This is a genomic window from Fischerella sp. PCC 9605, assembly GCF_000517105.1.
Lineage (GTDB): Bacteria > Cyanobacteriota > Cyanobacteriia > Cyanobacteriales > Nostocaceae > PCC9605.
The window spans coordinates 88,821-113,569 of record NZ_KI912148.1 but is presented as its reverse complement, the minus strand read 5'-3'; the positions used below and the strand labels follow the sequence as shown (position 1 = coordinate 113,569).

Annotated in this window: 17 protein-coding genes; 3 read left to right on the top strand and 14 right to left on the bottom strand. The window is 42.9% G+C overall.

All coding sequences use genetic code 11. The features are described from left to right. Positions 1–92: 92 nt before the first annotated feature. The 3 genes from FIS9605_RS0102845 to FIS9605_RS0102835 form a co-directional block, all read right to left on the bottom strand. Positions 93–650 (bottom strand): COP23 domain-containing protein, encoded by a 558-nt coding sequence (locus tag FIS9605_RS0102845; protein ID WP_026731229.1) that lies wholly within the window; start codon positions 648–650, stop codon positions 93–95. A 347-nt stretch (positions 651–997) separates the two neighbouring features. Then, on the bottom strand, positions 998–2,344 hold the full coding sequence (locus tag FIS9605_RS0102840) for a TldD/PmbA family protein (protein ID WP_026731228.1): 1,347 nt from the start codon (positions 2,342–2,344) through the stop codon (positions 998–1,000). 94 nt (positions 2,345–2,438) lie between these two features. Further along, complete coding sequence (locus FIS9605_RS0102835; protein WP_026731227.1) at positions 2,439–3,881, bottom strand: TldD/PmbA family protein; 1,443 nt, start codon at positions 3,879–3,881, stop codon at positions 2,439–2,441. A 110-nt stretch (positions 3,882–3,991) separates the two neighbouring features. On the opposite strand from FIS9605_RS0102835, the gene FIS9605_RS0102830 reads away from it, so the two are divergent. Then, entirely contained in the window at positions 3,992–5,758 is a 1,767-nt protein-coding gene (locus FIS9605_RS0102830) for an RluA family pseudouridine synthase (RefSeq protein ID WP_026731226.1), read from the top strand. 17 nt (positions 5,759–5,775) lie between these two features. Here the strand turns inward: FIS9605_RS0102830 and FIS9605_RS0102825 are convergent, their stop codons facing one another. Both FIS9605_RS0102825 and FIS9605_RS0102820 read right to left on the bottom strand, forming a co-directional pair. After that, on the bottom strand, positions 5,776–6,066 hold the full coding sequence (locus tag FIS9605_RS0102825) for a hypothetical protein (protein WP_026731225.1): 291 nt from the start codon (positions 6,064–6,066) through the stop codon (positions 5,776–5,778). Positions 6,067–6,135: 69 nt separating this feature from the next. Continuing rightward, the gene (locus FIS9605_RS0102820; RefSeq protein ID WP_231510221.1) at positions 6,136–7,020 is read right to left on the bottom strand and encodes an SDR family oxidoreductase; all 885 of its coding nucleotides are present in this window, start codon (positions 7,018–7,020) and stop codon (positions 6,136–6,138) included. Between the two features lie 31 nt (positions 7,021–7,051). Between FIS9605_RS0102820 and FIS9605_RS0102815 the strand changes: the two genes are divergently transcribed. After that, the gene (locus FIS9605_RS0102815) at positions 7,052–7,585 is read left to right on the top strand and encodes an SH3 domain-containing protein (protein ID WP_026731223.1); all 534 of its coding nucleotides are present in this window, start codon (positions 7,052–7,054) and stop codon (positions 7,583–7,585) included. Between the two features lie 26 nt (positions 7,586–7,611). Here the strand turns inward: FIS9605_RS0102815 and FIS9605_RS39690 are convergent, their stop codons facing one another. The 8 genes from FIS9605_RS39690 to FIS9605_RS0102770 all read right to left on the bottom strand — a co-directional run bounded on the left by FIS9605_RS39690 (position 7,612) and on the right by FIS9605_RS0102770 (position 20,422). Beyond that, entirely contained in the window at positions 7,612–11,325 is a 3,714-nt protein-coding gene (locus tag FIS9605_RS39690) for a PAS domain S-box protein (protein WP_051469917.1), read from the bottom strand. Between the two features lie 519 nt (positions 11,326–11,844). Continuing rightward, the gene (locus FIS9605_RS0102805; RefSeq protein WP_026731222.1) at positions 11,845–12,333 is read right to left on the bottom strand and encodes a hypothetical protein; all 489 of its coding nucleotides are present in this window, start codon (positions 12,331–12,333) and stop codon (positions 11,845–11,847) included. 257 nt (positions 12,334–12,590) lie between these two features. Next, complete coding sequence (locus FIS9605_RS0102800) at positions 12,591–13,121, bottom strand: DUF937 domain-containing protein (RefSeq protein ID WP_026731221.1); 531 nt, start codon at positions 13,119–13,121, stop codon at positions 12,591–12,593. Positions 13,122–13,249: 128 nt separating this feature from the next. Then, positions 13,250–15,742: an extracellular solute-binding protein gene (locus FIS9605_RS0102795; protein WP_026731220.1), complete on the bottom strand. Its 2,493-nt coding sequence runs from the start codon at positions 15,740–15,742 to the stop codon at positions 13,250–13,252. Positions 15,743–16,740: 998 nt separating this feature from the next. Continuing rightward, complete coding sequence (locus tag FIS9605_RS42325) at positions 16,741–17,607, bottom strand: SH3 domain-containing protein (protein WP_063748445.1); 867 nt, start codon at positions 17,605–17,607, stop codon at positions 16,741–16,743. A gap of 351 nt (positions 17,608–17,958) precedes the next feature. Further along, positions 17,959–18,108 (bottom strand): hypothetical protein, encoded by a 150-nt coding sequence (locus FIS9605_RS43825; protein ID WP_197035994.1) that lies wholly within the window; start codon positions 18,106–18,108, stop codon positions 17,959–17,961. Positions 18,109–18,255: 147 nt separating this feature from the next. Beyond that, complete coding sequence (locus FIS9605_RS0102780; RefSeq protein WP_026731219.1) at positions 18,256–19,407, bottom strand: Gfo/Idh/MocA family protein; 1,152 nt, start codon at positions 19,405–19,407, stop codon at positions 18,256–18,258. 547 nt (positions 19,408–19,954) lie between these two features. Continuing rightward, entirely contained in the window at positions 19,955–20,422 is a 468-nt protein-coding gene (locus FIS9605_RS0102770; protein WP_026731218.1) for a DUF4870 domain-containing protein, read from the bottom strand. A gap of 637 nt (positions 20,423–21,059) precedes the next feature. On the opposite strand from FIS9605_RS0102770, the gene FIS9605_RS0102765 reads away from it, so the two are divergent. Beyond that, a complete protein-coding gene (locus FIS9605_RS0102765) occupies positions 21,060–21,650 on the top strand; it encodes a fasciclin domain-containing protein (protein ID WP_026731217.1) in 591 nt (196 codons plus the stop codon). A gap of 252 nt (positions 21,651–21,902) precedes the next feature. Here the strand turns inward: FIS9605_RS0102765 and FIS9605_RS0102760 are convergent, their stop codons facing one another. Continuing rightward, positions 21,903–24,722, bottom strand: a complete 2,820-nt coding sequence (locus FIS9605_RS0102760) for a CHAT domain-containing protein (RefSeq protein WP_026731216.1) — start codon at positions 24,720–24,722, stop codon at positions 21,903–21,905. Positions 24,723–24,749 lie beyond the last annotated feature (27 nt).

Genomic DNA, 24,749 nt, shown 5'->3' with positions numbered 1-24,749 from the left:
CCTCGAAAATGCTTTTCGCTTGCTCAACAACGGTGTTTGTCACGTATTAAAAAAGACGTTTTTCCACTTTGATTCACGAGATAAACAATATTTCACTTTTGTGATGCTATCCCTTGTATATATGCATCAACATCAATTACCAGATCGTCGCCCCCAGCTTCATCTAAAACTCTACCAGCAGCCAAACCACGAGTGTCTAACAAACTAGTTAATACAGCACTAGGCTTAGTCCCGGGTTTGAGTGTAAATAACACGTTATTATTTGTACACGCATCGCCCTGTTGTGCAACAGCACACACTACTGATTGTTTGTTGATAATTCCAGTAATAATATATCTGAGGGTGCCATGATCGTAGCTGCGCTGAAATCTGCGAGATACCTCATTACAGCGTATTTGTGGTGTCCACGGTGGTGGAAAGCTATTTTCAGAAACCCAACGTAGCATCATTATCTGTCTGCCACTTTGCGTGCGTACATAAGTTGCAGGTACAGTTCTGCCTTGATGTTTGCTTTTACCGCAAAAAAAGATTGTATCTACAGCGTAGGTAGGCTGATTTACCAATGCAGTTACAGTAGATGTAACTAGTATGATGATGCCAAACAATCCTGTTAACTCTGCCAAAAGTGGACTGAATAAGCCTTGTTTCATAACACAAGTGTATTTAGTCTAAAAAGTTAACTCAGAGTAGTTGCGAAATATGTATACTAATTCCCAAACTGTGCCACAGTGTTTTCCAACTTACTTTGATATATACCAGTATCAGTAGGAAATTCTCTGAAAAGAATTATTAAGTTCAATCACCTTAAAACAGTGTTTTTTAAGTAAAAATTCTGAATGAAAATCAAGGCAATTGGTTAATTATTTTACTTTTTAATAACGCAAAACTTCCTCTGCTTTGAGAGCAAAAATTTTCGGTGGGAGCGAGGCAGAGTAACCGCTCCCTAAATAGTCTTGATTGTAAGCAAAACTAGAAATTTTACGTGGCGATCGCAATACTACAGCGTATACGTAAAGTCTTTTACCAACATGCCAGGAACCATAATTCCTCCAAGTTGGCGACTTTCGTAGGTTCCAACTTCGGGGATAAATTCTTGAAAATTGGTCAAATCTAGGAGATTTTCTACCCAGAAGCGATAGAGGCTATCATCAAAGCGCAAATTCTCTATGGGTGCGACGATTTCGCCACCTTCTACCCAAAAACAGGCATAACGAGTCATACCTGTGATTCTACCCGTGGGGCGATCGCTCCAATTTAGGTAATGCAAGTTTGATACATACAATCCTGTATTCAATCTGGGTAAGATATTTTCAAATGCTAAGTTTCCCGGACTCACTTCTGGTGCACGCAAGGATTCGGAACCATTAGCACCATTGGCAGTTTTTTGATATTCCTTAGCGGTGCGAGAATTAACCAGGGTATTTACTAGTGTGCCTTGTGTAATAATTGGTAATTCTGGTGCTGCCATTTCTCCCCACTCATTAAAACGCGGTACCGATCCCCGCTGAAAGTTTTCTTTGAGGTTAAATATAGAAGCAAGCTGTTTTTCTTGACGCGATAGAGGAGCTAAAGCACTGTTTCCTTGTTGTAAATCAGCTTCACTTACACCTCCCCAAGAAAGCATGGTCAATAAATCAGCTACTGCTGCTGGTGCAAAATAAGTTTTATACTGTCCTGGTGGTAATTTTTTAACCGAGCGAGAAAGTAATTCTAGTTGTTTTTTAGCTTCTTTTATTTTGGCTGCGTAGGCTTGTTGATGCCAATCACTACCTGCAAAAATACCTTTAACAGCTTGTCCTTCAGGGTTAAATATAGAGTAATCCAAAGTAAAAGAATCAGTAGTAAACCAGTGTTTTTGACCACTGGAATCAGCATAAGCGTTAATTACAACTCCTCCAGCGTAGAAGCCTGTAAAATCTAATTCTTTTACTGATTCCAAAATTGTCGGTGCTACTGCTTCTTCAGGTAATAAATTACCAGTATGTACTTCTCGGCTGGTGTTAGTTCCTGATGGCAACACCAAATAAGGATCTAAAGGTAGCAAGGAAATTTCTTCGCGTAATTCTTGCAAGGCTTTGTATGTTACTTGCCAATCTATTTCCCAATTACCAGTAAAAGGAATCTGTCGAAAATTGCTGCGCTGATTTTGCATTAAAGTCAGTTCAATCCAGCCATCAGCAACAATACCAGTTTGTCTGACTTTGGCATGATTAAAACGAGTAAATTGACTGCGTTCGCTATTCAATTTCACAGTAAATTGCTCGCTTGCTTGTTTTTTAAGCAAGAGAGTTTCAATCAGTTGGTTAAAGCTGACTTCTAAAGTAGATAATTCCTCGTGTTTCATCTAAATTCCTTTGTGAATTATGAATTATAAATTATGAATTATGAAAATAAGAGAATTTCTATTTCATAATTCATAATTCATAATTCATCATTATTTACGTGCCGCCACCGAATACTTCGACGTTGGCAAATACACAAACGGGTGAACCATGCCCTACCCAAATAGCTTGATTTGGTTCTCCTTTGCCACAGTAAGGAGTGCCGTACATTTCCCAAGTAGAGGAGTTTCCGACTTTGATTAGGCTGTGCCAAAATTCTGGAGTAGTGGCTCGATAGTTGGGATTACGGAGGGTTTTGGTTAACTGACCGTTCTCAATCAATTTAGCGTACTCGCAACCAAATTGAAATTTATAACGGCGATCGTCTATTGACCAGGAACGATTGGATTCCATGTAGACGCCGTGTTCTATGTCAGCAATAATTTCTTCAAAGGAGCCTTTCCCTGGTTCTAAATTTAAGTTAGCCATCCGGTCAATGGCGGGTCGATTCCAAGAGCAAGCACGCGCACAAGCCACTCCCGCTACACCAGCTCTTTTTTGACTTTCCAAACTGCCCAAACCGCGCAGCAGCACACCCTCTTTGATTAAATATTCTCGTGTTGCTACAGCACCAGTGTCATCGTAACCGTAGCTGGCTAATTCACCAGGTACAGTAGGGTCAAAGGTAATGTTCATCAAGGGAGAACCATATACTAGAACCCCAAAATCACTTTTGTTAACAAAGCTACCCCCGGCGTAGTTGCGCTCATCTCCCAAAATTCTGTCAATTTCTAGGGGATGTCCGACACTTTCATGAATTTGCAGCATCATTTGGTCTGGTGCCAAGACCAGATTAGTATGTGTGGTTGGGCATTCGTCTGCTGTCAATAGTTCTACTGCTTGTTCACCAATTTGCTGTACCTGCTGCCATATGTCTTCTTGTTTGAATAGTTCTATTCCACCTTGGTAATAGTTTGCTTCCCAACCGTTATTAGTGCGCTGTTGGACGATCGCTCCATCTTGGGCGATCGCTCCGTAATTGCTGCTGAAAAACATGAATTTTTGATACACTTCTGAGCCGTTGCTGCTAACAAACCATGTTTCTCTTTCCCTGGCGTTAGCACTGGCTGTGGTTCGGACAATTTGATCGGAGACTTTCAAGGTTTGGCAGATGCGGACTAGTAAATCGTTGATTTCCCCAGCACTGAGAGCATCCAATGGTTCGAGAAATGGGGAAACATATTGACCAAGAACTTTGGGACGCTCACTTGAGGCTTGGAACGGATGTATCCACCACTGACTAGCCGCTAGTGCTTGTTTATATGCTTGTTCAGCGGCGTCTTGCAAGCTCACAAGTTCTAGAGAATTAGTAGCAGCATAGCCAATACAGCCATTAACCATAACTTCCAGCATCGCTCCGGTGGTGGAAGATTTACCGTTACTTTGGGGTAAACCATCGCGAAGATAACGATGAGAAGAAGTTTCTTTTACTACTCTGATCCCGAGCCAATCAGCGGGGATGTTGATGTTAGCGATCGCTTTTGTGAGTTCAGACCACATATTGTCGTGACACTGGAGTGAGCAGAAGTGTAAATATATTATGTTTACCTTAACGTGTTAGAAAGAAATCAATCCTGCTCAAATCAAGCAGACTTCAAATCATACCTTTTATGGTATTCCTACATCCGCTTTCAGATTTCATTAACTGTAACTCTTGGAGCGCCAACTCATCTGTTAGCTATTACTATGAAGGACGTTGTCCGCAAACTGGCGAAGTACTCAGACTTCCCCGCACTGCTTTGGCAGAGGAAATCGCCTATGGTTTAATGCGATACCTCGCCACTGATGACTGTTATTCCTGTGAAGGCAAGATGTATGGAATATTACTCGTTGAACTGCCTGATGGAGAACAACGGGTACTTAAAGCGTTCTCTGGATTACTCAATGGTTGTAGTGTGGTTGAGGGTTGGGTGCCGCCGATCCCCGGACGAGACGAAGTAACGTTAGAAGAAGCTCGGACATTGGCGGAATTGGGCGCTATCAAGCAGGAGTTAATTAACCTGAAGCAACTGAGCGAACGGCAGCAATACGAAATCCTGTCTCGCGAGTTTGAACTACGTCTGCAAGAAATGAGCGATCGCCATCGAGATCGCAAACAGCAACGACACGAACAACGTCAGATACTTTGCGAAACGCTGACTGGGGAAGCACTCGCTGCTGCTGTTGAACAACTCGATGCCGAAAGTCGTCGGGATGGAATTGAACGACGGCAATTCAAACGCCAACGAGATGAGGCATTACAACCGCTCAAGCAGTTGATTGCAGCAGCAGATGCACAAAAGCGGGAACTGAAACAACGCCGTAAAGAACTGTCCCGCCAACTGCAAGCGCAGATGCACGCTGTTTATTCCCTCACGAATTTTTTCGGAAAATCGCGATCGCTACAGCAATTGATGCCACAAGGTTTGCCTACTGGCACAGGAGAATGTTGTGCTCCAAAGTTACTTCATTATGCGGCAACACATGCTTTCAAACCATTGGCAATGGCAGAGTTTTGGTGGGGATCATCCTCTGCTAATCAAGACAAAATCCAAGGAGAATTCTATGGAGCTTGTGCAGAGCGTTGTCAACCATTGATGGGATTTCTCCTGTCAGGATTGTCTCAAAGCAATCCGATAGCAGAGATAGGCGCGACTGCAAAAACCCCACCACGCCAGTCGCTACAACGGGGGGAACCCCCGCAACGCGCTGGCTCCCCAACCCCTCCCCTAGGTAAGGGGAGGGGAGGTGATGATGTGCGATCGCTGGGATTCGATCTTCTTTATGAAGACGAATGGCTGATTGTCGCTAACAAACCCCCAGGCTTATTATCGGTTCCAGGTCGTTATCGCGATCGCCAAGATAGTGTCCTCAGTCGTTTACGTCAGCTGTTACCTGATAGCATGGCGCTTGCAGCGGTGCATCGGTTAGATCAAGAAACATCTGGTATTCTCTTACTAGCTCGCGATCGACAAACTTATCGCCAACTTAGTTGGCAGTTTCAACAACGGCAAGTTCGCAAAGTTTATGAAGCTTTACTTTGTGGTTGTGTGACTATTAATCAAGGTGTAATTGAACTGCCATTATGGGGAGATCCTCAGAATCGTCCCTATCAGGAAGTTAATTGGCAGTACGGAAAACCAAGTGTAACTCGCTTCCAAGTGCTGGCAAGAGAAGAAGACTACACTCGTATAGAGTTTATGCCACTAACAGGACGCACACATCAATTGAGAGTTCATGCTGCTGATGCGAGAGGACTTGGTATACCCATTTTGGGAGATAAACTTTACGGATGTCGTGCAGTCACAAGTCGATTACATCTACATGCGAGAGAACTTTACTTTGAGCATCCACAGTTAGGAGAAAGCTTTCATCTAAAGGCAAGGACACCTTTTTGAGGAGATTCCAATAACTTTCAAAAATTAGCTGGTTTCACTCGCTCCCAAAGTAACTGAATTTCCTCTTCAGAAAAAGCATTTTCACTCGCCGCTTCTGATAAATCAAGTAATCTGCGCCAAGCAAATGTTTGAGCAACACGAACGAGATCATCATCTGGATAAGCCGGGTGTACCCAAACTACCATCTGACTCTTTGGAATACCTTCTGAAATCAGTTCAAACGTAACCTTGTGATACGGTTCTGCAAATCCATCCCTCGCAGCCGATTTCTCAACCGCAGCTAGTTTGATAGTGCTGGAATGATACATGGGAAGCTTGATTGGAAATAGAACTTAACTGATTTTACCTTGCAGTCTGAAGGCTTGCTCCAAGCAGCATTAAACTTCTTTGGTTTTGATATGCAAGTTTCTTAGCACTCTCGAAAGAATGCCAGGGAAAAATCTTTTTAAATACACACCCAATACTTCAAAACGACCTATATATACTTCTAACTTTTCTTTTTTAACTGCATTGAGAATCTCTGTTGCACAGACTTCTACACTCAAGCCTTTCTCCTGATTTTCATCCATTTTGTTATATTTGTTCCCTGTTTCGTTCAAGGCGTTGATGGAAATAGCAGTTTTGATGTAACCAGGACAAATTATCGTGACTTTGATATTTTCTTGCCAAAATTCAGCCCGCAGCGAATCGAAAAAACCGTGCAAAGCGTGTTTAGAAGCAGCATAGGTACTTCGCATCGGAGTGCCTAACTTGCCTGCAATGCTGCTGATGACAACAAAATGCCCTGCTTTTCGAGCGATCGTGTGAGGTAGTATCGCTTTTGTCAGCGCTACCACACCAAAAAAATTCACTTCCATCAACATTCTGTCAACCAGTAGTGGCGTATCTTTCACTAGCGATCGCTGACTAATTCCGGCATTGTGAACAACAATATCAATCTGTCCGAAATAATTGATCGCAGTTGCTACTTTTTCTGGAAATTCTTCGGACTTTGTCATATCCATTGGTAATATGAACACCTGTTGAACAGGTAATTTTGTCGCTTTTTTGACTCTTTGCAGTTCCTCCTCACGTCTGGCAGAAAGCACAAGTTTACTGCCTTGTTTGGCAAAAGCATATGCCAGTGCTTCACCAATACCAGAGGATGCTCCTGTGATCCAAACTACTTTGTTATTGAAATTTACCATGACGGAGAAATATATAGGTTCAAGATTTTGTATTCTTTGATATGTGGGTGAACATTGCACAATTCCAGTTTTCATTGGAGTCAATGCTTTAGAGAGTGCATCAACCATGAGATGGATAACAAAAACTTCGATCAATGCATTGTTAATTAGCCTCAGTTGTGGATTAATTCTAGGTTGTAATCATAACAACAATAATCAAGCTGAACTTCCTATACAGCCCATTCCAGCAACAAATAACACCCCAATTATTCCGCAAACTTCTCCTCAGGAGAATGAAACCTCACCGAAAAATTCTACAGTTTCTTCTCAAACCGCTCTAGGTGATCATGGTAATTCAAAGGTTAGTAGTTCCAATACTAAGATCCCTTATTACGCGTCTCCTGAACCAAACTCACGACAAATAGGTACAACTTCATCTGGAGAGCAAGCCCAAATTATTGATCGGGTTTATGGTGCTGATAGATACACATGGTATCGAGTACGGTTTAACAAATCAGGATCTATCGGTTGGGTTTCAAGCCAAGATATTAAAGACCTTGACACCTCTTCTCCTCCCACTCCAGGTTCTCCTTCTTCCTCAGATATCAGGGATGATAACTACCTTTTACACAAGGATCTACTGGTGATTGGTAATTGGTGATTGGTAATTGGCATTTTTCTTTCCTATTACCCATTGCCTTCTTTACTGCCTCCAACGGCCTTGGTAATAGCTAAAGCCAATTCTTCCGGGTTGACTGGCTTGGAGACGTGTTGTTGGAAACCAGCCGATAGTGCCTGTTGATGGTTAATTTCTCCTGTATAGGCAGTCAGTGCGATCGCTGGTATTGTTCCCCCTTGTTCTGGTGGTAGCGCCCGGATTTGGCGAATTAAGGTATAGCCATCTACGTCTGGCATACCAATATCACTAAGTAATAAATTTGGCTGCCATTCTATTAGTACGGAAAGTGCTTCGACTGCTGAAGTCACGCTACGCACTTCTATACCGTATTGTTCGAGTAGAAAAACTATCAGTTCTAGATTATCTGGATCGTCATCAACGGCAAGTACTCGTATTCCCTTAAGAATAGGAGATGTGTCTGAGTTGTCATTTTCTTGCCTAGTTTTTTGTACAGTTGTCATTAGAGGCAATGTGATAGTAAAGGTAGCTCCTAGCCCTTCTCCTGAACTCTCGGCTTTGACTGTGCCACCGTGTAGTTCTACTAAGCGACGGACAATTGCTAGCCCCAGCCCTAAACCGCCAAATTGACGATTTGTAGCGCTGTTTTCTTGCCGAAAATAATCAAAAACATAAGGTAAAAAGTCTGGATTAATGCCTTTACCTGTATCGCTAATTTTGATATGGGCATCTGCGTTTGAGCACTCTATTAAGATTTCTACCCGACCCTGATTTGGTGTAAACTTAACTGCATTAGAGAGCAAATTCCAGATAACTTGTTGTAAACGACTGCTATCGCCCAATACAAAAAGAGTTTCGCTGCTATTTTTCTGAAAATTAATTTCTATTGACTTCACTTCCGCTGCTAGACGTACAGTTTCAATCGCTGCCTCAATAGTTGAGGCTAGGTTGACTGGGGAGACATCCAAGCTGAGTTTGCCTTGAATGATGCGTGAGATATCTAGCAAATCTTCTATAATTTGTACTTGCACATGAGCATTGCGCTCTATGGTTTTCAGAGCATTGAGGGTAGCAGCTTCATCTAATTTGCGGCTTTGCAGAATTTTTGTCCAACCTAATATCGGGTTGAGGGGCGATCGCAATTCATGAGAAAGCACTGCTAAAAATTCATCTTTGATCTGGTTGGCTTCCTGAGCTTTACGATAGAGTCTGGCATTGTCTACAGCTAAGGCAGCACGACGAGCTAAATCTTCCGCGAGTGACAAATCAGTCACACTATAGCGACGCCCCGATTCTCCATATACTAACGTAATTGCCCCCAGTATCTGCCCGCGAGCAATCAACGGCACACAAATATAAGACTTGATATGCAAAGCTTGCAGCTTTCTGTAATGTTCCTCGTCACCAGCAATGGATGCTAAATCTGGTTCCAGAAAATCAGTTACCAGTTCTGATTCGCCAGTACGCAATACTCTAGCGATTGGGTGGCTGCTGTTAAGATCGAGTGGATAGTTGCGAATAAACTCACGCACTTGCTGGACTTTGTCTGGGTGTCCGTGAATTGCTGCCAGTCTGGAAGTGGCTGAATTTTCGTCCAATACATCAATTGCACACCAGTCTGCTATATCCAAAACAGCAAGGCGGGCTATATTCTCAAGAGTTGTTTGATAGTCTAAAGAAGAAGCAAGCACACTGCTTGCCTCTGCTAAAAACCGAAAAATGGCTTCTGTGCGTTTGCGATCGCTAATATCTAGAAATGCTCCCACACTTCCTCTGACTCTGCCTTCTTCGTCGAACAGGGGTGCAGCGTTGCCCAAAAGGTGGTGAATTGCGCCGTTATCGCAAACTATTTCAATTTCGGAATGCCGAACTTCCACACCATGAGTTGCTGCATACCGCATCGGTTGCTCATCAGGCGGCAGTTCCTCACCATGTCGGCAGATTTTAAACGGAAGTTGTTCAGAATTAACTTGGATTGTAGACACGTTCACGCCTGTTGGTACATTTAACCACCTAGCAAAGACTGAGTTGACTCTGATATCCCTACATTTAGGATCAAGGCCAATTCCAATCGCGATGGGAATTACATCGAGCAAAGTTTGTAGTTCGCTCACACGGTGGTTTAAGTCCTTATTCAGTTCTGTTATTGCTGCCTCCGTTCGTTTCTGTTCGGTGATGTCAAAAGACATACCTGCAAGCATCTGTTTACCGGATGCGTCTTTGATGGGAAACTTGAACGACATCCAACAGTGTTCACCATCTGATTGCGGCAAGGTCTCGATTTTCTGTATCGCTTTGCCTGTGGTGAGAACAGTGATATCATTATCTCGAAGCGGTTGTGCTACTTCCTGTGGTAATATATCGAAATCTGTCTTGCCTAAAACTTTAGCTACTTGAAGATTAACTAAACCTGCACCAATAGGGTTGGCAAATAAGTAACGTCCTTGCTCGTCCTTAATATAAGCGCAACCAGGCATGTGATTCATGAAGCTTGAAAAAAGTCGCTGACTTTCAGCTAACGCCTCTTCAGCTCGTTTGCGCTCAATAAACTGGCCAATCTCGCTGCCGATAGTGCTCATCATCTGTAATAAATCAGCATCCGGCTTCTGAATTTTATCGCTAAAACACTCGATCGCACCTAAGATTTCGCGATTGATCCGAATGGGGAATGCTAATGCGCCGTGCAATCCTGCTTGAGTAGCTTCGGCAATTCTAGGAAAGTTATGATCTGCAATCACATCTTCGATCCAGGCAGGTTCACCGCTTGCCCAGACACGACCGGGTAGTCCAACTCCAGGGGTAAAAATTGTAGTTTGGTTTTTTTCCTTGAACTCATCTAGATTTACAGAGGGTACGTGCCATTCATTCACATAACCTAGAAACTCACCCTGACGGTCTACACTCCAAAAGATACCTAATTGCCATCCCAGGCTTTCACACAGCGATCGCAAAACTGCTGGCACTGCATCAGCAATTGTTCTGGCTTCAGCGAGGACGCGAGTAACTGCATACTGTACGCGCTGACGCTGTTCGGCTTGTTTGCGATCGCTCAAGTCAAGTATAAAGCTAATGACATTTTCTCTAGACTCATCTTCTAACAAAGCCGCCCCTACTAAAATTGGAATCCGATGACCGTCTTTGTGAAAGTATGCCTTCTCAAAAGGAGTGCATTTTCCTGTGGTCATTATTTCTTCTATGGCATGTGCATCAAGATCGGAAAGATCCGGTGGTGTCATTTCATCCCAACGCACCCGCCCTGTCAATACATCCTCGCGGGTGTAACCTGTCATTTTCAGAAAAGCATCGTTGGCTTCTGTGATGGCTCCGCGAGTATCTGCAAATACCACCCCAATGATATTAGAATCCACTAAACGCCGAAATTTGGCTTCGCTCACTTTCAGCAAATTGAGACTCTTTTGCGTTCGCTGCTGAGCAGTGCGTAATGCTCCACATAAGACGCTGATCAAAATTGACTCTAGAATATATATTAATAACCGTGAAAAACTGAGTGGATCTAAGGTAAATTTATAAACTGGAACTATAAAGAAGTAGTTGGCAAATAAAGCCGATAACAAGGTAGCGAATATTCCCGGCCCTCGACCACCGTACCAAGCACTCACTGTAACTGCGGCAAAAAATAGTAGAAAGGGTGATTGGGTCATGGGTAGCCAAGGGTTAAGCAGCTGCATAAACAACAAGGCTACTGCAACGCCGAGAGCAGTAACTCCATAGGGCAACAGTCGGTTACGGATCGCTTCAGACACGATTCGATTTCCAAACAAGTGAGTTGGGGATCGCACGTCGAGATTGAGGGTTAGAGGATCTGTATTTTAAGTTATAAATTTGGGTGATGATGTCCAATTCTGATAGTGGATAAAAATGTAGATTTGGCAGGACTAGATAATATTTACTTTCTTCGGAAGTGCTTACAGCATCTACCCTAAGGTTTAGCTTGAAGAAACCCAGAGGAGCGGCGACTTCGCCGACTGGTAGCACGTGGCGTGGCAGAAAGGAACAATAGAGGGGGGATTCAAACCCTTTTCAATTGCAAATAGCCTGAAAAAATAGGCTCGTTCATAACTAACGAGCCATCCAGCAATATTTGGTTGATTACATATTACATCAGTTACAACAGCAGGAGGCAGAGCCTCCAAACCCTCGTGACCAGGTTGAACCTGGTCACGAGAATGAGAGCCAGAGGCTCTCCCACTCGAATGGTCAAGTTATATCAAGTTGGCTTAATTGCCCATGATTAACTGAACATAATATTAATTCCGCAACTTCTACAAACCAAGTGCAGCTTTAATTTTGGCAAGTGCAACTGCTTCTTTATCGCTTACTTTCGGGCTTCCAGAGCCAAACAATCCACTGCCTGCTGCATTGGCAACACGAGCGGCACAGCTGTAGATGAACTGTTTGTATTCGCCGATTTCCTCAGCAGATGCCTTTCCTTCTAATACTATCAGAGCTTCAGCAATCCTGGCGATCGCTGTATCAACAGCCTTTTCTGGTGTCATCTCCTCAGGTTTAGCCTCAACTTTGAGATAGCCTTCAGTCTGAGCTTTTTTCATAGCGTCATCTGAAAACAATGCTTGAATGACGGAGTTGTTTGGATACTTTTTGGCAGCTCCAGCAATCTCTTTGGCCATTGCGCCTGCTTCAATTGCTGTTGAAATGATACCAACATCAACAATTGATACTGCCATGCCAGAGGTCATTACAGCAGAAGTGAGCTTGGATAAGTCGTCAGAACCGAGCATTAAAGTAGTCATTGGTTTACCTACCGATTTTAGGGGATTGGGGACTGGGGATTGGGAACTGGGGATTAGGGCATCAGGCATGGAGCAATGGGCAAGGGGCATGGGGCAAAGGAACTGGAGAAGTAAAAAGTAAAAAGTAAAAAGTAAAAAGGTAAAAGAAAAAATTCTTTCTTTTTACTTTTAGCTTTTAACCCTTCGCTGCGCTCGAGGGCATGCTTTTGACTTATTTTTGCCCAATGCCCAATGCCCAATTCCCAAGTCGCCAAGAACTATATGGCGGATGGATTAAGAAAACGATTGGCAAATCTCAGAACATCACCTAGGTCTGTGTCGCCATCGCGATCGCTATCTAAAAACGTACTCAAGATAGAGTTTGAGCCTGAAACACCAGGTTTAGTAGTACCCATATTTAGCAGACCCATCACTGCTGAAGTTAGTGTTGGCAAAGCAGCCTGGATCGCATTCGGGCTTAGTCCTGTTCTTTGAGAAACTGTTTGAACGATTTGCTGTTGCAACTGAGGCGACATCAGAGATTGCAGCCCAGATGCACTCGCACTAGTACCAATGGCTTGACCAATGAGATTCTGTAATTGATTGCCACCCAAGGTTGACTGCTGTTTCTGTAGTGCAGGACGCAGCACATTGCCTAACACTGACATCACAGTTTGCATTTGAGATGGCTGAATTCCTCGACTAGTTGCTAATTGCTGAATTGAGTTTGTGATTGACTCTAGTTGAGTCACGCTTCCCTGCTGATTGGGGTTGTTAATTGCACTTAGAACATCAAAAAAAAGTCCCATGATGAATGTCCTCACTCAAGGTTGATAAAAAGGGGATTGGGGATTGGGGATTGGGGATTGGGAATTGGGCATTGGATCTTTATCTATGCTCCATGCCCCATGCCCTGTGCTCCTTGCTCGATTCCTTCTCATGGCGATGTGCTATCTGATGGCACGTGAACGTGGAAGGAGCGAATAATTCTCAGCCAGCGATTGTCATCTGTGTAGTAGCCCACTTCTGCGATGTAGTCGCGATCGCTGACTGGAATTGAAACATGTTTGTCTTGGTCGCGCTCATCGCACACATATTCTTGGGTGCTGTGGGGTGGCTGATTGTCAATGTCAAGATTAGTTGCATCATGAATTCGCAGTACAAATCTACGTCCGCCTTGCTGTCGCGCATTGGCTTTGTAGTCATCTGATACTTCCCAATAGGCGTAAGCATCTCTAGAGTTGCGTGGCACTAAGATAATTCGGCAGTCGTTCTTCATGGCAGGCTGACCGCTAATTGTGCGATCGCTATCAAGATCGGACTGCCCTCTATCTAAGAATGACCGAGCGGCTGTTCCCATACCTGCTACTGCGGCTGTGCCTCCGGCGATGGTGCCGGTAACTCTATCTGTCACATTTCCAGCCAGATTGGTTGTTGCTCTAGATATACTGTCAACCCGATCGGAGACAACCCCCGCCAGGTTTGTTCCAGAACCGGATGAGGGTGTGGTTGTACTCTCTAGCGTGGGAGCAGATGGAACTCTGACAGGGGTTGAACGAGCAAGTTTGAGCCAGCGACCATCGTCAGTGACATAGCCTAATTCTGCAACGTAGTCGCGATCGCTCTGGGTAATGGGAATGTGCAAATCGGGTGTTTGCTCATCGCAGTCAAACTGCTGAATGCTGTGAGCAGGTTCTCGATCTAGATCGATACCTGTAGTGTCGTAAACTCGAAGCGCCAGCTTACGTCCACCCTGTTGTCGCAGTTCAGCCTTCCGTGCTTCTGGAATTTCCCAGTAGGCATAGGCATCACTGGAATTGCGAGGCACCAAGATCGCACGACTTTCATCTTTTGTCACCACAGGGCGATCGCTTACCAAAGTATGAGCAGCAACAGCGGCTGCTGCTGGAGCAGCAGCAGCCGCTGTTGCAGGAATATTACTAACAGGTTCACAGGCAGGAACTCGTACGTGAGCTGAACGAGCAATTGGTAGCCAGCGATCGCTGTAAGTAATATAACCAAGCTCAGCAATGTAATCACGGTTGTCTACTGCGATAGGAATGTGCATATCTTGTTCCCGAGGATCGCAATCAAACTCCTTCATGCTGTGGGGCGTCTGACGATCCATGTCTTCAATATCAGTGACATCGTAGAGACGCACCTTGAGATCGCGTCCACCTTGCCGTTGCAAATCTACTTTCTCCCGATCGGAAACTTCCCAGTAGGCATAAGCATCCCGGCAATTTCGAGGTGTCAGAACGATCCGACTCTCACGAGTTCTAGCAGGGGGAGGAGGAGGGACAGGAATAGGAACGGGTGCTGAGGCAGGAGTAGGGGCAGGAGCATTAGTACGCCGACCTAGCAACCACCATAGCAATCCACCCAGTAATGGAATTAGCAATAACCACCACCACGGGAATCCACGCTGGGGTTCAGTTCCTGTTGTTGTTGTAGTTGTAGGAGCGGTTGTTCTGATCGCAGTGGTATCAGGTGAAGTTGTTGCTGTTGCTGTCGGGGAGGATGTGGCTTGAGGTGTTGCGACTGCAACCTCCGCAGCCCTGGCTTGTTCAACAATTTGCTGATTTTCGGGAGCAGTTGCGTAACCTACAAATGCTTGTGCCGCAGGACTAGGATTTGATCCCCGGTAAGCATATGCTAAAGGTTGAGAGAATGGATAACGGGGATCGGTGGGAGGAACTTTGTGCATTGAGATAATCTGCACGTTGGGGTTATTAATTACCTGGTCGGCGATCGCATATCCAATGCCATCCGATCCCAGTTCTTTGATCACCGCTTCAGTACTGTCTTCTGTAAGTTTGACAGCATTTGCACCTGTTTTAAATGGAACTGCCTGAAAAACAGGATAATTCACAAATGCTTGCCGCAAGTCGCTATTGTCTGGGCGATCGATCAGGCGAATTGCTTGGGAAGAACCCCCGACTTGTGACCAGTTGGTAATCTCACCCCGAAAGATTTTAGCAAACTGCTCGGAGGTCAAGCTATTTTTATACGGGTTATCTTTGCCAACGATTACAGCTATCTTATTACGAGCTATGGGAGTGCTGACAAGCCCTTGGGCTTTCTCTGCTTGCGTTAGTGAACGACCAATTGCAGCCAAATCAATTTTTCCATCTGGCAGTGCTTTCACAGATGCATCCGTTCCATCGTAGGCAATGTTGACATCTGTACCGGGAAACTTTGATTTGAAGCGATCCGCCAGTGCCTGATTGATCTTTTCCATACTAGTTGTGCCGTTGATCCGCACTTGTGTACCACTGGGAACAGATTGCGGAACAGGAAAAGAAGTACTGTCAGCCGATGACTGGGCAAGCACAGGACGAGCAATAAAAGAGACTGCTGAAGGAGGAGAAGTAGCAGTCAAAGTAAACAAAATTGCTAATGATGGCAGTGAACATTGTTGACGAAACATCTTATCACCCTGTTTCCAAATGTTTCAATCGAACGTAAAAACCAGTCCAGAAATAACTTCAGTATTCCTCTGAATATAAACTTCGGTAATTAGTTGTTATTTTCTAAGGCTGATATTGAAAAATCCGATTGCTTTCATCACTGTTAGCATGATGAAATAAAAGAGTAGATTTCTACGAAGTTTATTTATCTGGACAACAATATCGATGCTTCTTGAGAATTTGATTTCTCTAATACATCTTGTTTGGATGAATATTGACTATTTTGTTTTAGTTTCCACTCTCGAACAAACACGTCTGTTCAAAGGATTTAGTTAGGAAGAATCCATATTTTTTGTAGAAAGTAGATTTTTGTGTAGCAAAAATCTACTTTCTAAGCTCTGAACAGACATTCATACAATCGGTCTAGCAAGCAACCCAGGTCACTAATATGGCAACTCGGTTAGATTGTCTGAGTAAGGTCTAGTCGTTGTTATTTTGTACTTTTGATGCGATCGCAATATTAAAAGAAAGATAGTTCCATTTTGGAAACTTTCTTTTCTATAGATTCTATAGCATTATTGTCTTAAAATAAACCACTTGAACTTTGAAATTTTCTGGCGCAAAAAGTATCTAAAACTCTTGTCCGATCAAGCAAATTAAATCAAAAGAGCTAAAAGTGCCTGAAACTCGATTATGACAAATCAAAGCAGTTAATCTATCTAAAACCATTGCCAGTTATAGATTTGAGGTTTAAGTAATTTTCAATCTAATTTTTTACAAAATTCCACTTTGAAAAGGTGCAGTTGGCTAGTGATATCAAGTCCGGCTAATTCATGTTCATTAAAAACCCTCACCCCGTCCTGTCGGACACCCCTCTCCCAACTTGGGAGAGGGGCAAGGGGTGAGGGTAGATATGACATAGGTACTATTGAACACCCAGCTCTATTTGTTGAGAACTGGGGAACGTTAGCAAATCCAACTAAGGCTTATCTAACAAGTAATGTCAAACCAATACATGCTATTGAGCAGTAAAGGTACTCTTACCATGATCGATGTTTGTACCATTTACCAGGCAGCTGGCAGAGCGAATCGTACCTCCACTCACCTGAATATTGCAATCTCCAGAAGCGGGGAGAGTTCTATAGCCTAATGCAGAAGATTGGAAGTTGTTAATTTGCCCTTGAATATTACCCTCAAAGTTACTGCGAAGAGTACCGATATATTCCACAGAAAACTTTGCAGGATTGACTAAGCCAAGACTAAAATTATTGCCACGTTTAGCCATAACAACAGTTGCACTTCCAGGGCCTGAGTAACGAGCATTCTCTATTTTGCCATTGCTCCTATAAACATAATTAGTTTCATTAGAAAAGTCGCCTCCAGAGTTACTTCCGGAATCCTGTTCCGATAGATAGGCAGCTTGCACCCAACCTTCACCACCGCTTTCACCAACTATTTTTGACCACTCATCCTGTTGTTCGATGATTTCGACGCGATCGCCCTGTCTGAGAACATAAGTTGAGCGATACTCATTGCCAGGACCAGTGCGTACATTGAATGACTTTGCTGTTACTACAGCAACTTTACCAACTGAAGAGTTGTTGCTTCCAGAATTCTGCACGTCTAGATAGCGAGCATATACCCAACCTTCACCACCGCGTTCACCAACTATTTTTGACCACTCACCCTTGCGTTCGATGATTTCGACGCGATCGCCCTGTCTGAGAACGTAAGTCGAGCGATACTCATTGCCAGGACCAGTGCGCACATTGAGTGACTTTGCTGTTACTACAGCAACCTCACCAGCTATAGCAGCAAACCACGAAACAGTAGCCAATGCACACCCTGAAATAAAAAATGCACTGGCCAAGCGTTGAAATTGCATTTTAGATTACTCCAAATAATTGCCAGATAAATGCCAAATTTGAATTAAAAAAAAACTTGCATTTTACTGACTTTGCTTAACAGGATTTCCAGGCTAAGCAAACCTAATTTAAGCAAATATACTTGAACTTCAAAATATCATGCTCTAACTAGAAACGCAATTATTTGAACAACTTTTGATAATGCTAGATAATTACTGTATTGCTAATAAAAATTCATCTCTCTTACGGAGTAATTTATAAACGTATGTCTTTAGACATAAGATAGTCATTGCGGCTTCCCACAGAGTAAACTGCGCTGACTCATTATTATCAGCTTACGCGACAGTATAAGTATTCAAGCAGACACGATATTAATTATCGCAATCTTTGAGCAATCTAGCGACCACTTCATCTATCACCCGTTCATCTTTGATTTGACTCAAAGCTTGGGCTATAACAAAAGCCATTTCTGCTGTCGTTTTATATGCTTGTTTGATGTCTGCACTTGCTGGTTCGCTCATAGCCAAACCTAGTGATTACTTATTGCGGATTACTACTTAGGTTAAGATAAAAGATAATAATTTGACTTCATCCTATAGGCTCATCCGATCAGGTGATTTTTAATCAAGGGAAGGAAACTCTAAACCTTGACCCTTGAATATTAAATATTAACTTCCCAGAAATTCTTCCAAACTGGGTATATCTATCCAGCTTGATGTCATATTTGATTCATGAGATAAATCCATCAACAACTGGGAATAAACCCCTTCTCGCAAGGATGGAACTATTTCCTCTCCTCTATCAATTCCCTGCACCCATTGGTCTACCACTCTGATAAACGCAGAAATGCGACCATCAGCATAATTTTTGGGAAATACTAATCTATTGGGAATTTCTATTTCTGTTAGCTGTTTACCGGGTTGGGATGCCCAAACACGGAAACCATGTATATAATCTTTTTGATTTTCGCTTCCTAAAACTAGAGTACCGCGATCGCCATACACTTCTACCCAATGAGTACGCTGTGCATGTACAACCGCACTGATGGAAACCTGACAAGGTGTACCATCTGCCAATTCTAGCGTCAACATGCAAGTATCATCGCTGTTTACTGCCTTTAATTCGCCTGTGTTGGGGTCTGGTCGTTGGGTTATGGCAGTATTTAAATGGGCGTTTAATCTGCGTAACGATCCAAACAGCCAGTTAATATAATCGAAGGTGTGGGAACCCAAAGACCCTAGTGCGCCGCCTCCTTTATCTTTCTGCGAATACCAATTCCAAGGTCTGGAAGCATCAGCACGAGAAGAACCCAACCAATCAATTCTAATTAGGCGTTTGTTGCCGACATACCCTTGTGATAAAAGTTCAGAAAATAATTGCCATCCTGGTACAAATCGAAATTCAAAATCTACAGTTGCAGTGACGCCTTTTGATTTTGCCAAATAGTAAAGTTCTTTCGCTTCAGCGGCATTTAGAGTTGTAGGTTTTTCTAGTAACAAATGTTTTCCGGCTTGCAAAACTTCCTTAGCCATTTCGTAGTGCAAAAATGGTGGTGTGGCGATGCTGACTGCTTGCACTTCGCTTAAAGAAACAATATCTGCAATTGTATTGCAGGCATAGGGAATATTTTGGGATTGTGCTATGGCTTGGGCTTTTTCTAAATCTCGGTGATAAACAGCAACTACCTGGGTACGGGGATGGGCTTGGAATCCAGGAATGTGGACTTTTTGACCAAATCCTGTGCCGACAACTGCAACGCCAATGAGTTGCGCTTTAGCTGGATTGTGGTCAAAAGTTGCAACCTGTGGCATAGATGACATAAGTTTATTTAAATAACCTCATCTGATAGTTTTTCATACTCGCGCGAGTTCGTTAACTCAGTCAACCAAGTTCAAAAACTGATTCACGAGGTTCAAAAACTGATTCACGAGGTTCAAAAACTGATTCACGAGGTTCAAAAACTGATTCATCTGGTTCCAATACTGATTCACGAATTTATTTGAAAGTGCAAGGAAGCAATTTGCTGTTATGATTTCCAAAAAGAGATTGCGATCGCACTAAGTACACGTAGGGTGTGCGATCGGCGAGAGTACGGCACCAAAAACATAGAATGGTGCGTTACGCCAAAGGCTAACGCAACGGCAATAAAGGGGGAGGAAAATCCACACCCCTTTTTGCCTCCCCTACGTATCTTTTCAAAAATCGGCGTTGCTGAATAATGGGATGAATGAGGCTGACGCACCAGACGCGGGAACACGGGGACACGGTGATTGTGGTTGGTACAAATTCCAAAATCATCCCGCAATTATGCAACGCCCAAAAATCAAATACTAGTCCTATAGAATAAGAGCCAAAAGCCCAAATAATTCACCTCAAAAATCTAATCGTCAAAGGATAGCGAAAATGTTGACCTTTATAAGCTTTAATAGCTGCGAAACTTACTAAAATTAATTGCGATAACATTAATATTGATATAAGTATGCTTAAAATAGTTAAGAGACTATTAAAAATAGTTTCTAATTGTCTAGAAACCATATGATTCGTTAAGGCTACACCACAAGTCGTAAAAACTAAAAATAAGGAAATTATAATAACAACTAAAGTATAAACCGTCAGTGAAAGTTGAAAATTTAAAGATTCTCTTCCTTGAAAATCTATCCAGGGGTCTTGTGCTTTTTTACATCGCCAAATAGCCAACGGCCCCACGATATTTAGCAATGGCAGATACAAGGGAATTCCCAGAAATACTAATAAAGCTAATGGTATCCACAATAAAGCCGAGAGATGACACAGCATTGCCCATATACGTATTTGCTTGTTGCGATTGTCTCTCATGGCTATTTATTTTTGTTGGTAAATTTCTTCAACATTCTCCACCATAATGTCTATAAAAAAATCTGCATAAGAGATTAAAATCTCAGAATTTCTCGATCGCAGTTTTCTGGAAAAGGTTCTATTTGGTGAACTATACCTTCAGTAGGTTCCAAAGCTACGCTGTTATGCGGCAGTAGTGGCTTATTTCTGTTGTTGAGGAAAGGCTGTAATTCTTAGGTGAGCAGTCTGAGTTGAAAACCACAGGGTATAGGTACTCCTCATGCGGTGTTCGGCAACTCAAACAGCCAAATGCTAGTTTCCGCTTCGTGTTGTGGTATTATCAATAGTCCGTGTAATTAAACTGCGATCGCCAGTTGGCGAAAGAAGACAATCCCTGGTTGTGCTTCTTCAACACTCCGTGTCCTAAATCATAGAGAGAGTGAGGATGAGGAGAAAGATAAAGATTTATTGTGAAGTATTCTGGTATATACAGTTAATAACCGACTACTGAGACTAATTGCATCCAGACATTGATGCAATCAGCCTACCAATCTGAGAACATACAAATAACTATATAGAAATATCTATAAATTTTTCCGAAATATTCTACCGATCCCTTGTAGTATTAGCATAAAAATAGAGTTACCATAGGTGCCCTATGTTTCCTCGAAATTCTCATGCCTTTAATGGCAAAAAATTGTTTGTCAAATTGGCTTGGTTAATCAGCATTATTGGCGTCACAACCATGATTGCTTCTCCCGTCCTAGCCAGAAAATTCTTTTATCCACGCTTAGCCTTATTTCAACCCTCTGCTTATAGGAACTATCCCTATCGCAACTCCAACAGCACTATTGCTGATACCCTTGCGAAGGATGGCAAATATGCCAATCTTGTTGATGAGTTGAAAGAAGCAGGTCTTTTCGACACGCTCAAGAAACCTGGTTATTTCACAATTTTCGCTCCTACAGATGAAGCCTTTAATGCTTTACCTGATAATGTTTTCAAGCAATATAGCAAGCCAGAAAACCGTATTAAAGTTTTGAAAAATCATTTGATATCTGGTCAGATCACTCCTGAACAGGTAAATAGTGGCTTAATCAAAACTCTCGAAGGCAGTCAAGTCAAGATCACTGATACTCCTGATGGCACAGTCAAATTAAATGATGCTAATGCCAAGCATCCTTCTACCACCACCACAAATGGTGTGATTGTTGAAATTGACAGTGTACTTTTACCGTCTGATTTTTAGTTTGCTTCTCGCTAAGTTAAGTCAACTAAATAAAACCCGAAATTCTGGTAAGTGCGTTAGCTTCAGCGTAATGCACCGAGAGAGTTTTAGCGCCTCTGTTCTAATTTAGTGGAATAAATTTTGTGGGTTGGGTCGAAGTAATCAGACCCAACATCTTTTTATTGTGGAGGTAGGGGACACGAGTAGCCGTTTGGTTTGGGCAGGCAAGATACCCGCCCCACAAGATTGGATAATTTATTTGTTGGCAATCCCTTATTGCCAGTTACCTACGATCACAAATGGCCCCCAGAAATGGGGATTGCTGTACTGCTGATCTTTAAGAAGTGCCAGTTGTGCCTGCTGGATTGCTTGTGCTTTGCTGATTTTAGTCTTCTTGGCTTGTTCTAGCTGGCTATACAATTCACCCATGAATTTAGCAGTACTTTGATCTTGGACTGACCACAATGTTGCTAGTGTACTGCGGGCACCAGACCTCACTGCCACTCCCGCAAGTCCTAAAGCAGCGCGTTGATCGCCAATGGCTGTTTCACAAGCACTGAGAACTAACAATTCTATCGGTCTGCGGGAATCCAGTGTGTTATTTCGCAGCAAGTTACCCAATTGTTTAACATTCATGCGTCTATCCCAAAAGAGGATAAAGGTATCTTCAGCATTAGAGCTAAACTGAGCATGAGTAGCCAGGTGGACTATGGGAACTGGAGAATCAAGAATCTCGCTTTGAACCTCTTTGCTAGTAAATTTATTGTTGAGCAGCGATTTCGCTGACACTCCTAGTTTGTTGATTTGTTCAATTTCTGATTGCACGTAACGCAATGGTTCAAAGCCTTGATGCGCTGGCAAATCACTGCGAACTTGACTTAATCCTGCTGTTAAGGCTTTAATATCAATTTTTGCTAGCGGTTTTGGGTTGAGTAGTTGCAAACCAGGTGTCAAGGCAACAGCATACTTTTCTATTAAATACTGCTTGCCATCGTGCAGTACAGACATAGGAATATTCCGTAATTCTCCATCCAAGACAAACACTAGAGTTTTAACTTGAGTGTTTGCTAACTCCTTCTCTAGGGGTCGAATCAGCCAGTTATATGCTTGTTGGTAGAGGGGCATAAATTCTTGGACTTCAGCTTGAGCAACTCCCTGGATTTGAGTTGGAGGAACTCTCAGAAAACGCTGCATCTGTTCTACAGTGTTTTCCAATTCTTGTTGAGTAATTTTGGTGGTGTAAAGGCGTGCGGGTTGATTGGGGAGACTGAGAATTACCTCTAACCGATCTTGCAAAATAATCGGATAAATAACAGCGGCGGTAGTGTCTATTTCATCAATTAGTCTGGGATTTGCTTCTACACATGCTTCCCGGAAAAAGTTGTTGAGTTCAGCCAATTGTAGAGATTCAAGCACGTTTCGGGCTTGAGTTATTTGTTTTTGACTTTCCTCGTTTTTTCCAGCTGTTTTGAGGGAATTAGCATACTCCAACTCTAACTCGACTAATTGTCGGTAAACTGGTTCAACACTATCCCGAAAAGAAAATTGTACTTCTGGATTGACTGCTACTAAATCGCTACGCAATGATTGTAGGGCATTGTAGGCTTTGGTATAAGCTGCGATCGCATCTGGTATATCTCCTTGTGCTTTGCGTATCCTGCCTAGTTGCCAGAAATACTGATAAGATATATACGGCGCTTCTACGCTAGAAACTATACCCAGAGCCTGTTTTGTGAATTTTTCGGCTTGAGACAAATCCTCCGGATTGCCCCTCTGTTCATACAGTGCGCCACGATTTCCCACCGCATAGGCTTCGGCTTGTTTGTCTCCCAAACCTCTGGCTTGGGTAGTGGCTTTGGCTAAAATCCGATCAATCTCATCAAAACTCGGGAGTTGAGAGTTTTGCTTAAGTTGGAAGTTACCTTTTGACCCTAACTTTACTAAACTCTGGGCAAAGTTGATTTGCTGATAAACTCCTGTACGACTGGGAGGTAAATTTGCAAGTTGAGAATTCAGGGATGACCATAAAGCTTCTGCTTCAGACTCTCTTTTCAGTTTCAGCAAGAGGCTCAATTGATTCAGTTGCGCTTGCTGGCGCATGGTTGGAGAAGTAGCAATTTTTACTACTTGACTATAGGCATCTAATGCTTGTTGGTCATAATTCTCTCTTTTGCGGCGCACTCTTTCGCTTTCAGCTAAGGTGTTGAATGTATTGCCTAAACTCAGATAGGTAGCTGCTTGCTCTTGGGGAGAGTTCAATCTCTGCGCTAGATTTAAACTGCTTTTCAAGACGATTTCAGACTGTTCTGGCTGACCGATAAATCGCAGCAATTCACCCAGGCTTCTCAAGCCCACTACTGAGGTTAAAGAAGGAGATTCGTCAGTAAATTTTTGCAGCTTTGCTGTTAATTCTTGTGAACTTAATTGACTTAATTCTTGACAATTTGTCACTCCTATTTCTTTATCTAATACTTCTAACAAAGTCTTGCAAGCGCGGGGATAAAGCCCCAAATCTTGCATAGTCTGAACCTGGTTAATCTTGCTTTGGGCTAGTTTGGTTGGTTCATTAGTTTGGCTGTAGATTTTTGTCGCCTCTTGCCAAGTATCGAGAGCATCCGCTGCTTTTCCTGTTTCCCTTTGTAAATAGCCTTTAATGTCTAGGGCTTGGGCTGTAATTTTTAATTTTTCTTGGCTGTTTGGCTGAGTTTTTAGCACTGCTAAACTATCTTCGCTAGCTTTTGTGGCTTTATCCCACTGTCCCAGTTGTTGATAAGTCAGCGAGAGATTGCTCAAAGCCATTGACTGATTTAAGCCATCTTTTTGGCTAGCAAAACCAGCCGCTGCTTTTTCCCAAGCAACCGCTGCTTCTTGGAACTGTCCAGAGCGATATAATTGCGTGGCTTGATTAGCTTGTTGTTGGGCATTCTGCTGAGTTTGGACAATTGGGGTTGCTTGGGGAACTGTGGCAATCACAGATGGAGTTGCTGCTGAGAAGATAAACAGCAAAGTTGCCAAAAACAGCGATCGCTTTTTATAACTTTTTTTCAGCCAGTTATTTAGCTTCCGGATGAATACGTTATTTTTTAGGCGCATACTATACTCCTCAATAATCAAAAAATA

Excerpts from the sequence above, each read along its gene's own strand:
- FIS9605_RS0102845 (WP_026731229.1), bottom strand. The coding sequence starts at position 650 with ATGAAACAAGGCTTATTCAGTCCACTTTTGGCAGAGTTAACAGGATTG.
- FIS9605_RS0102840 (WP_026731228.1), bottom strand. The coding sequence starts at position 2,344 with ATGAAACACGAGGAATTATCTACTTTAGAAGTCAGCTTTAACCAACTG.
- FIS9605_RS0102835 (WP_026731227.1), bottom strand. The coding sequence starts at position 3,881 with ATGTGGTCTGAACTCACAAAAGCGATCGCTAACATCAACATCCCCGCT.
- FIS9605_RS0102830 (WP_026731226.1), top strand. The coding sequence starts at position 3,992 with ATGGTATTCCTACATCCGCTTTCAGATTTCATTAACTGTAACTCTTGG.
- FIS9605_RS0102825 (WP_026731225.1), bottom strand. The coding sequence starts at position 6,066 with ATGTATCATTCCAGCACTATCAAACTAGCTGCGGTTGAGAAATCGGCT.
- FIS9605_RS0102820 (WP_231510221.1), bottom strand. The coding sequence starts at position 7,020 with ATGAAAACTGGAATTGTGCAATGTTCACCCACATATCAAAGAATACAA.
- FIS9605_RS0102815 (WP_026731223.1), top strand. The coding sequence starts at position 7,052 with ATGAGATGGATAACAAAAACTTCGATCAATGCATTGTTAATTAGCCTC.
- FIS9605_RS0102805 (WP_026731222.1), bottom strand. The coding sequence starts at position 12,333 with ATGACTACTTTAATGCTCGGTTCTGACGACTTATCCAAGCTCACTTCT.
- FIS9605_RS0102800 (WP_026731221.1), bottom strand. The coding sequence starts at position 13,121 with ATGGGACTTTTTTTTGATGTTCTAAGTGCAATTAACAACCCCAATCAG.
- FIS9605_RS0102795 (WP_026731220.1), bottom strand. The coding sequence starts at position 15,742 with ATGTTTCGTCAACAATGTTCACTGCCATCATTAGCAATTTTGTTTACT.
- FIS9605_RS42325 (WP_063748445.1), bottom strand. The coding sequence starts at position 17,607 with ATGCAATTTCAACGCTTGGCCAGTGCATTTTTTATTTCAGGGTGTGCA.
- FIS9605_RS43825 (WP_197035994.1), bottom strand. The coding sequence starts at position 18,108 with ATGAGCGAACCAGCAAGTGCAGACATCAAACAAGCATATAAAACGACA.
- FIS9605_RS0102780 (WP_026731219.1), bottom strand. The coding sequence starts at position 19,407 with ATGTCATCTATGCCACAGGTTGCAACTTTTGACCACAATCCAGCTAAA.
- FIS9605_RS0102770 (WP_026731218.1), bottom strand. The coding sequence starts at position 20,422 with ATGAGAGACAATCGCAACAAGCAAATACGTATATGGGCAATGCTGTGT.
- FIS9605_RS0102765 (WP_026731217.1), top strand. The coding sequence starts at position 21,060 with ATGTTTCCTCGAAATTCTCATGCCTTTAATGGCAAAAAATTGTTTGTC.
- FIS9605_RS0102760 (WP_026731216.1), bottom strand. The coding sequence starts at position 24,722 with ATGCGCCTAAAAAATAACGTATTCATCCGGAAGCTAAATAACTGGCTG.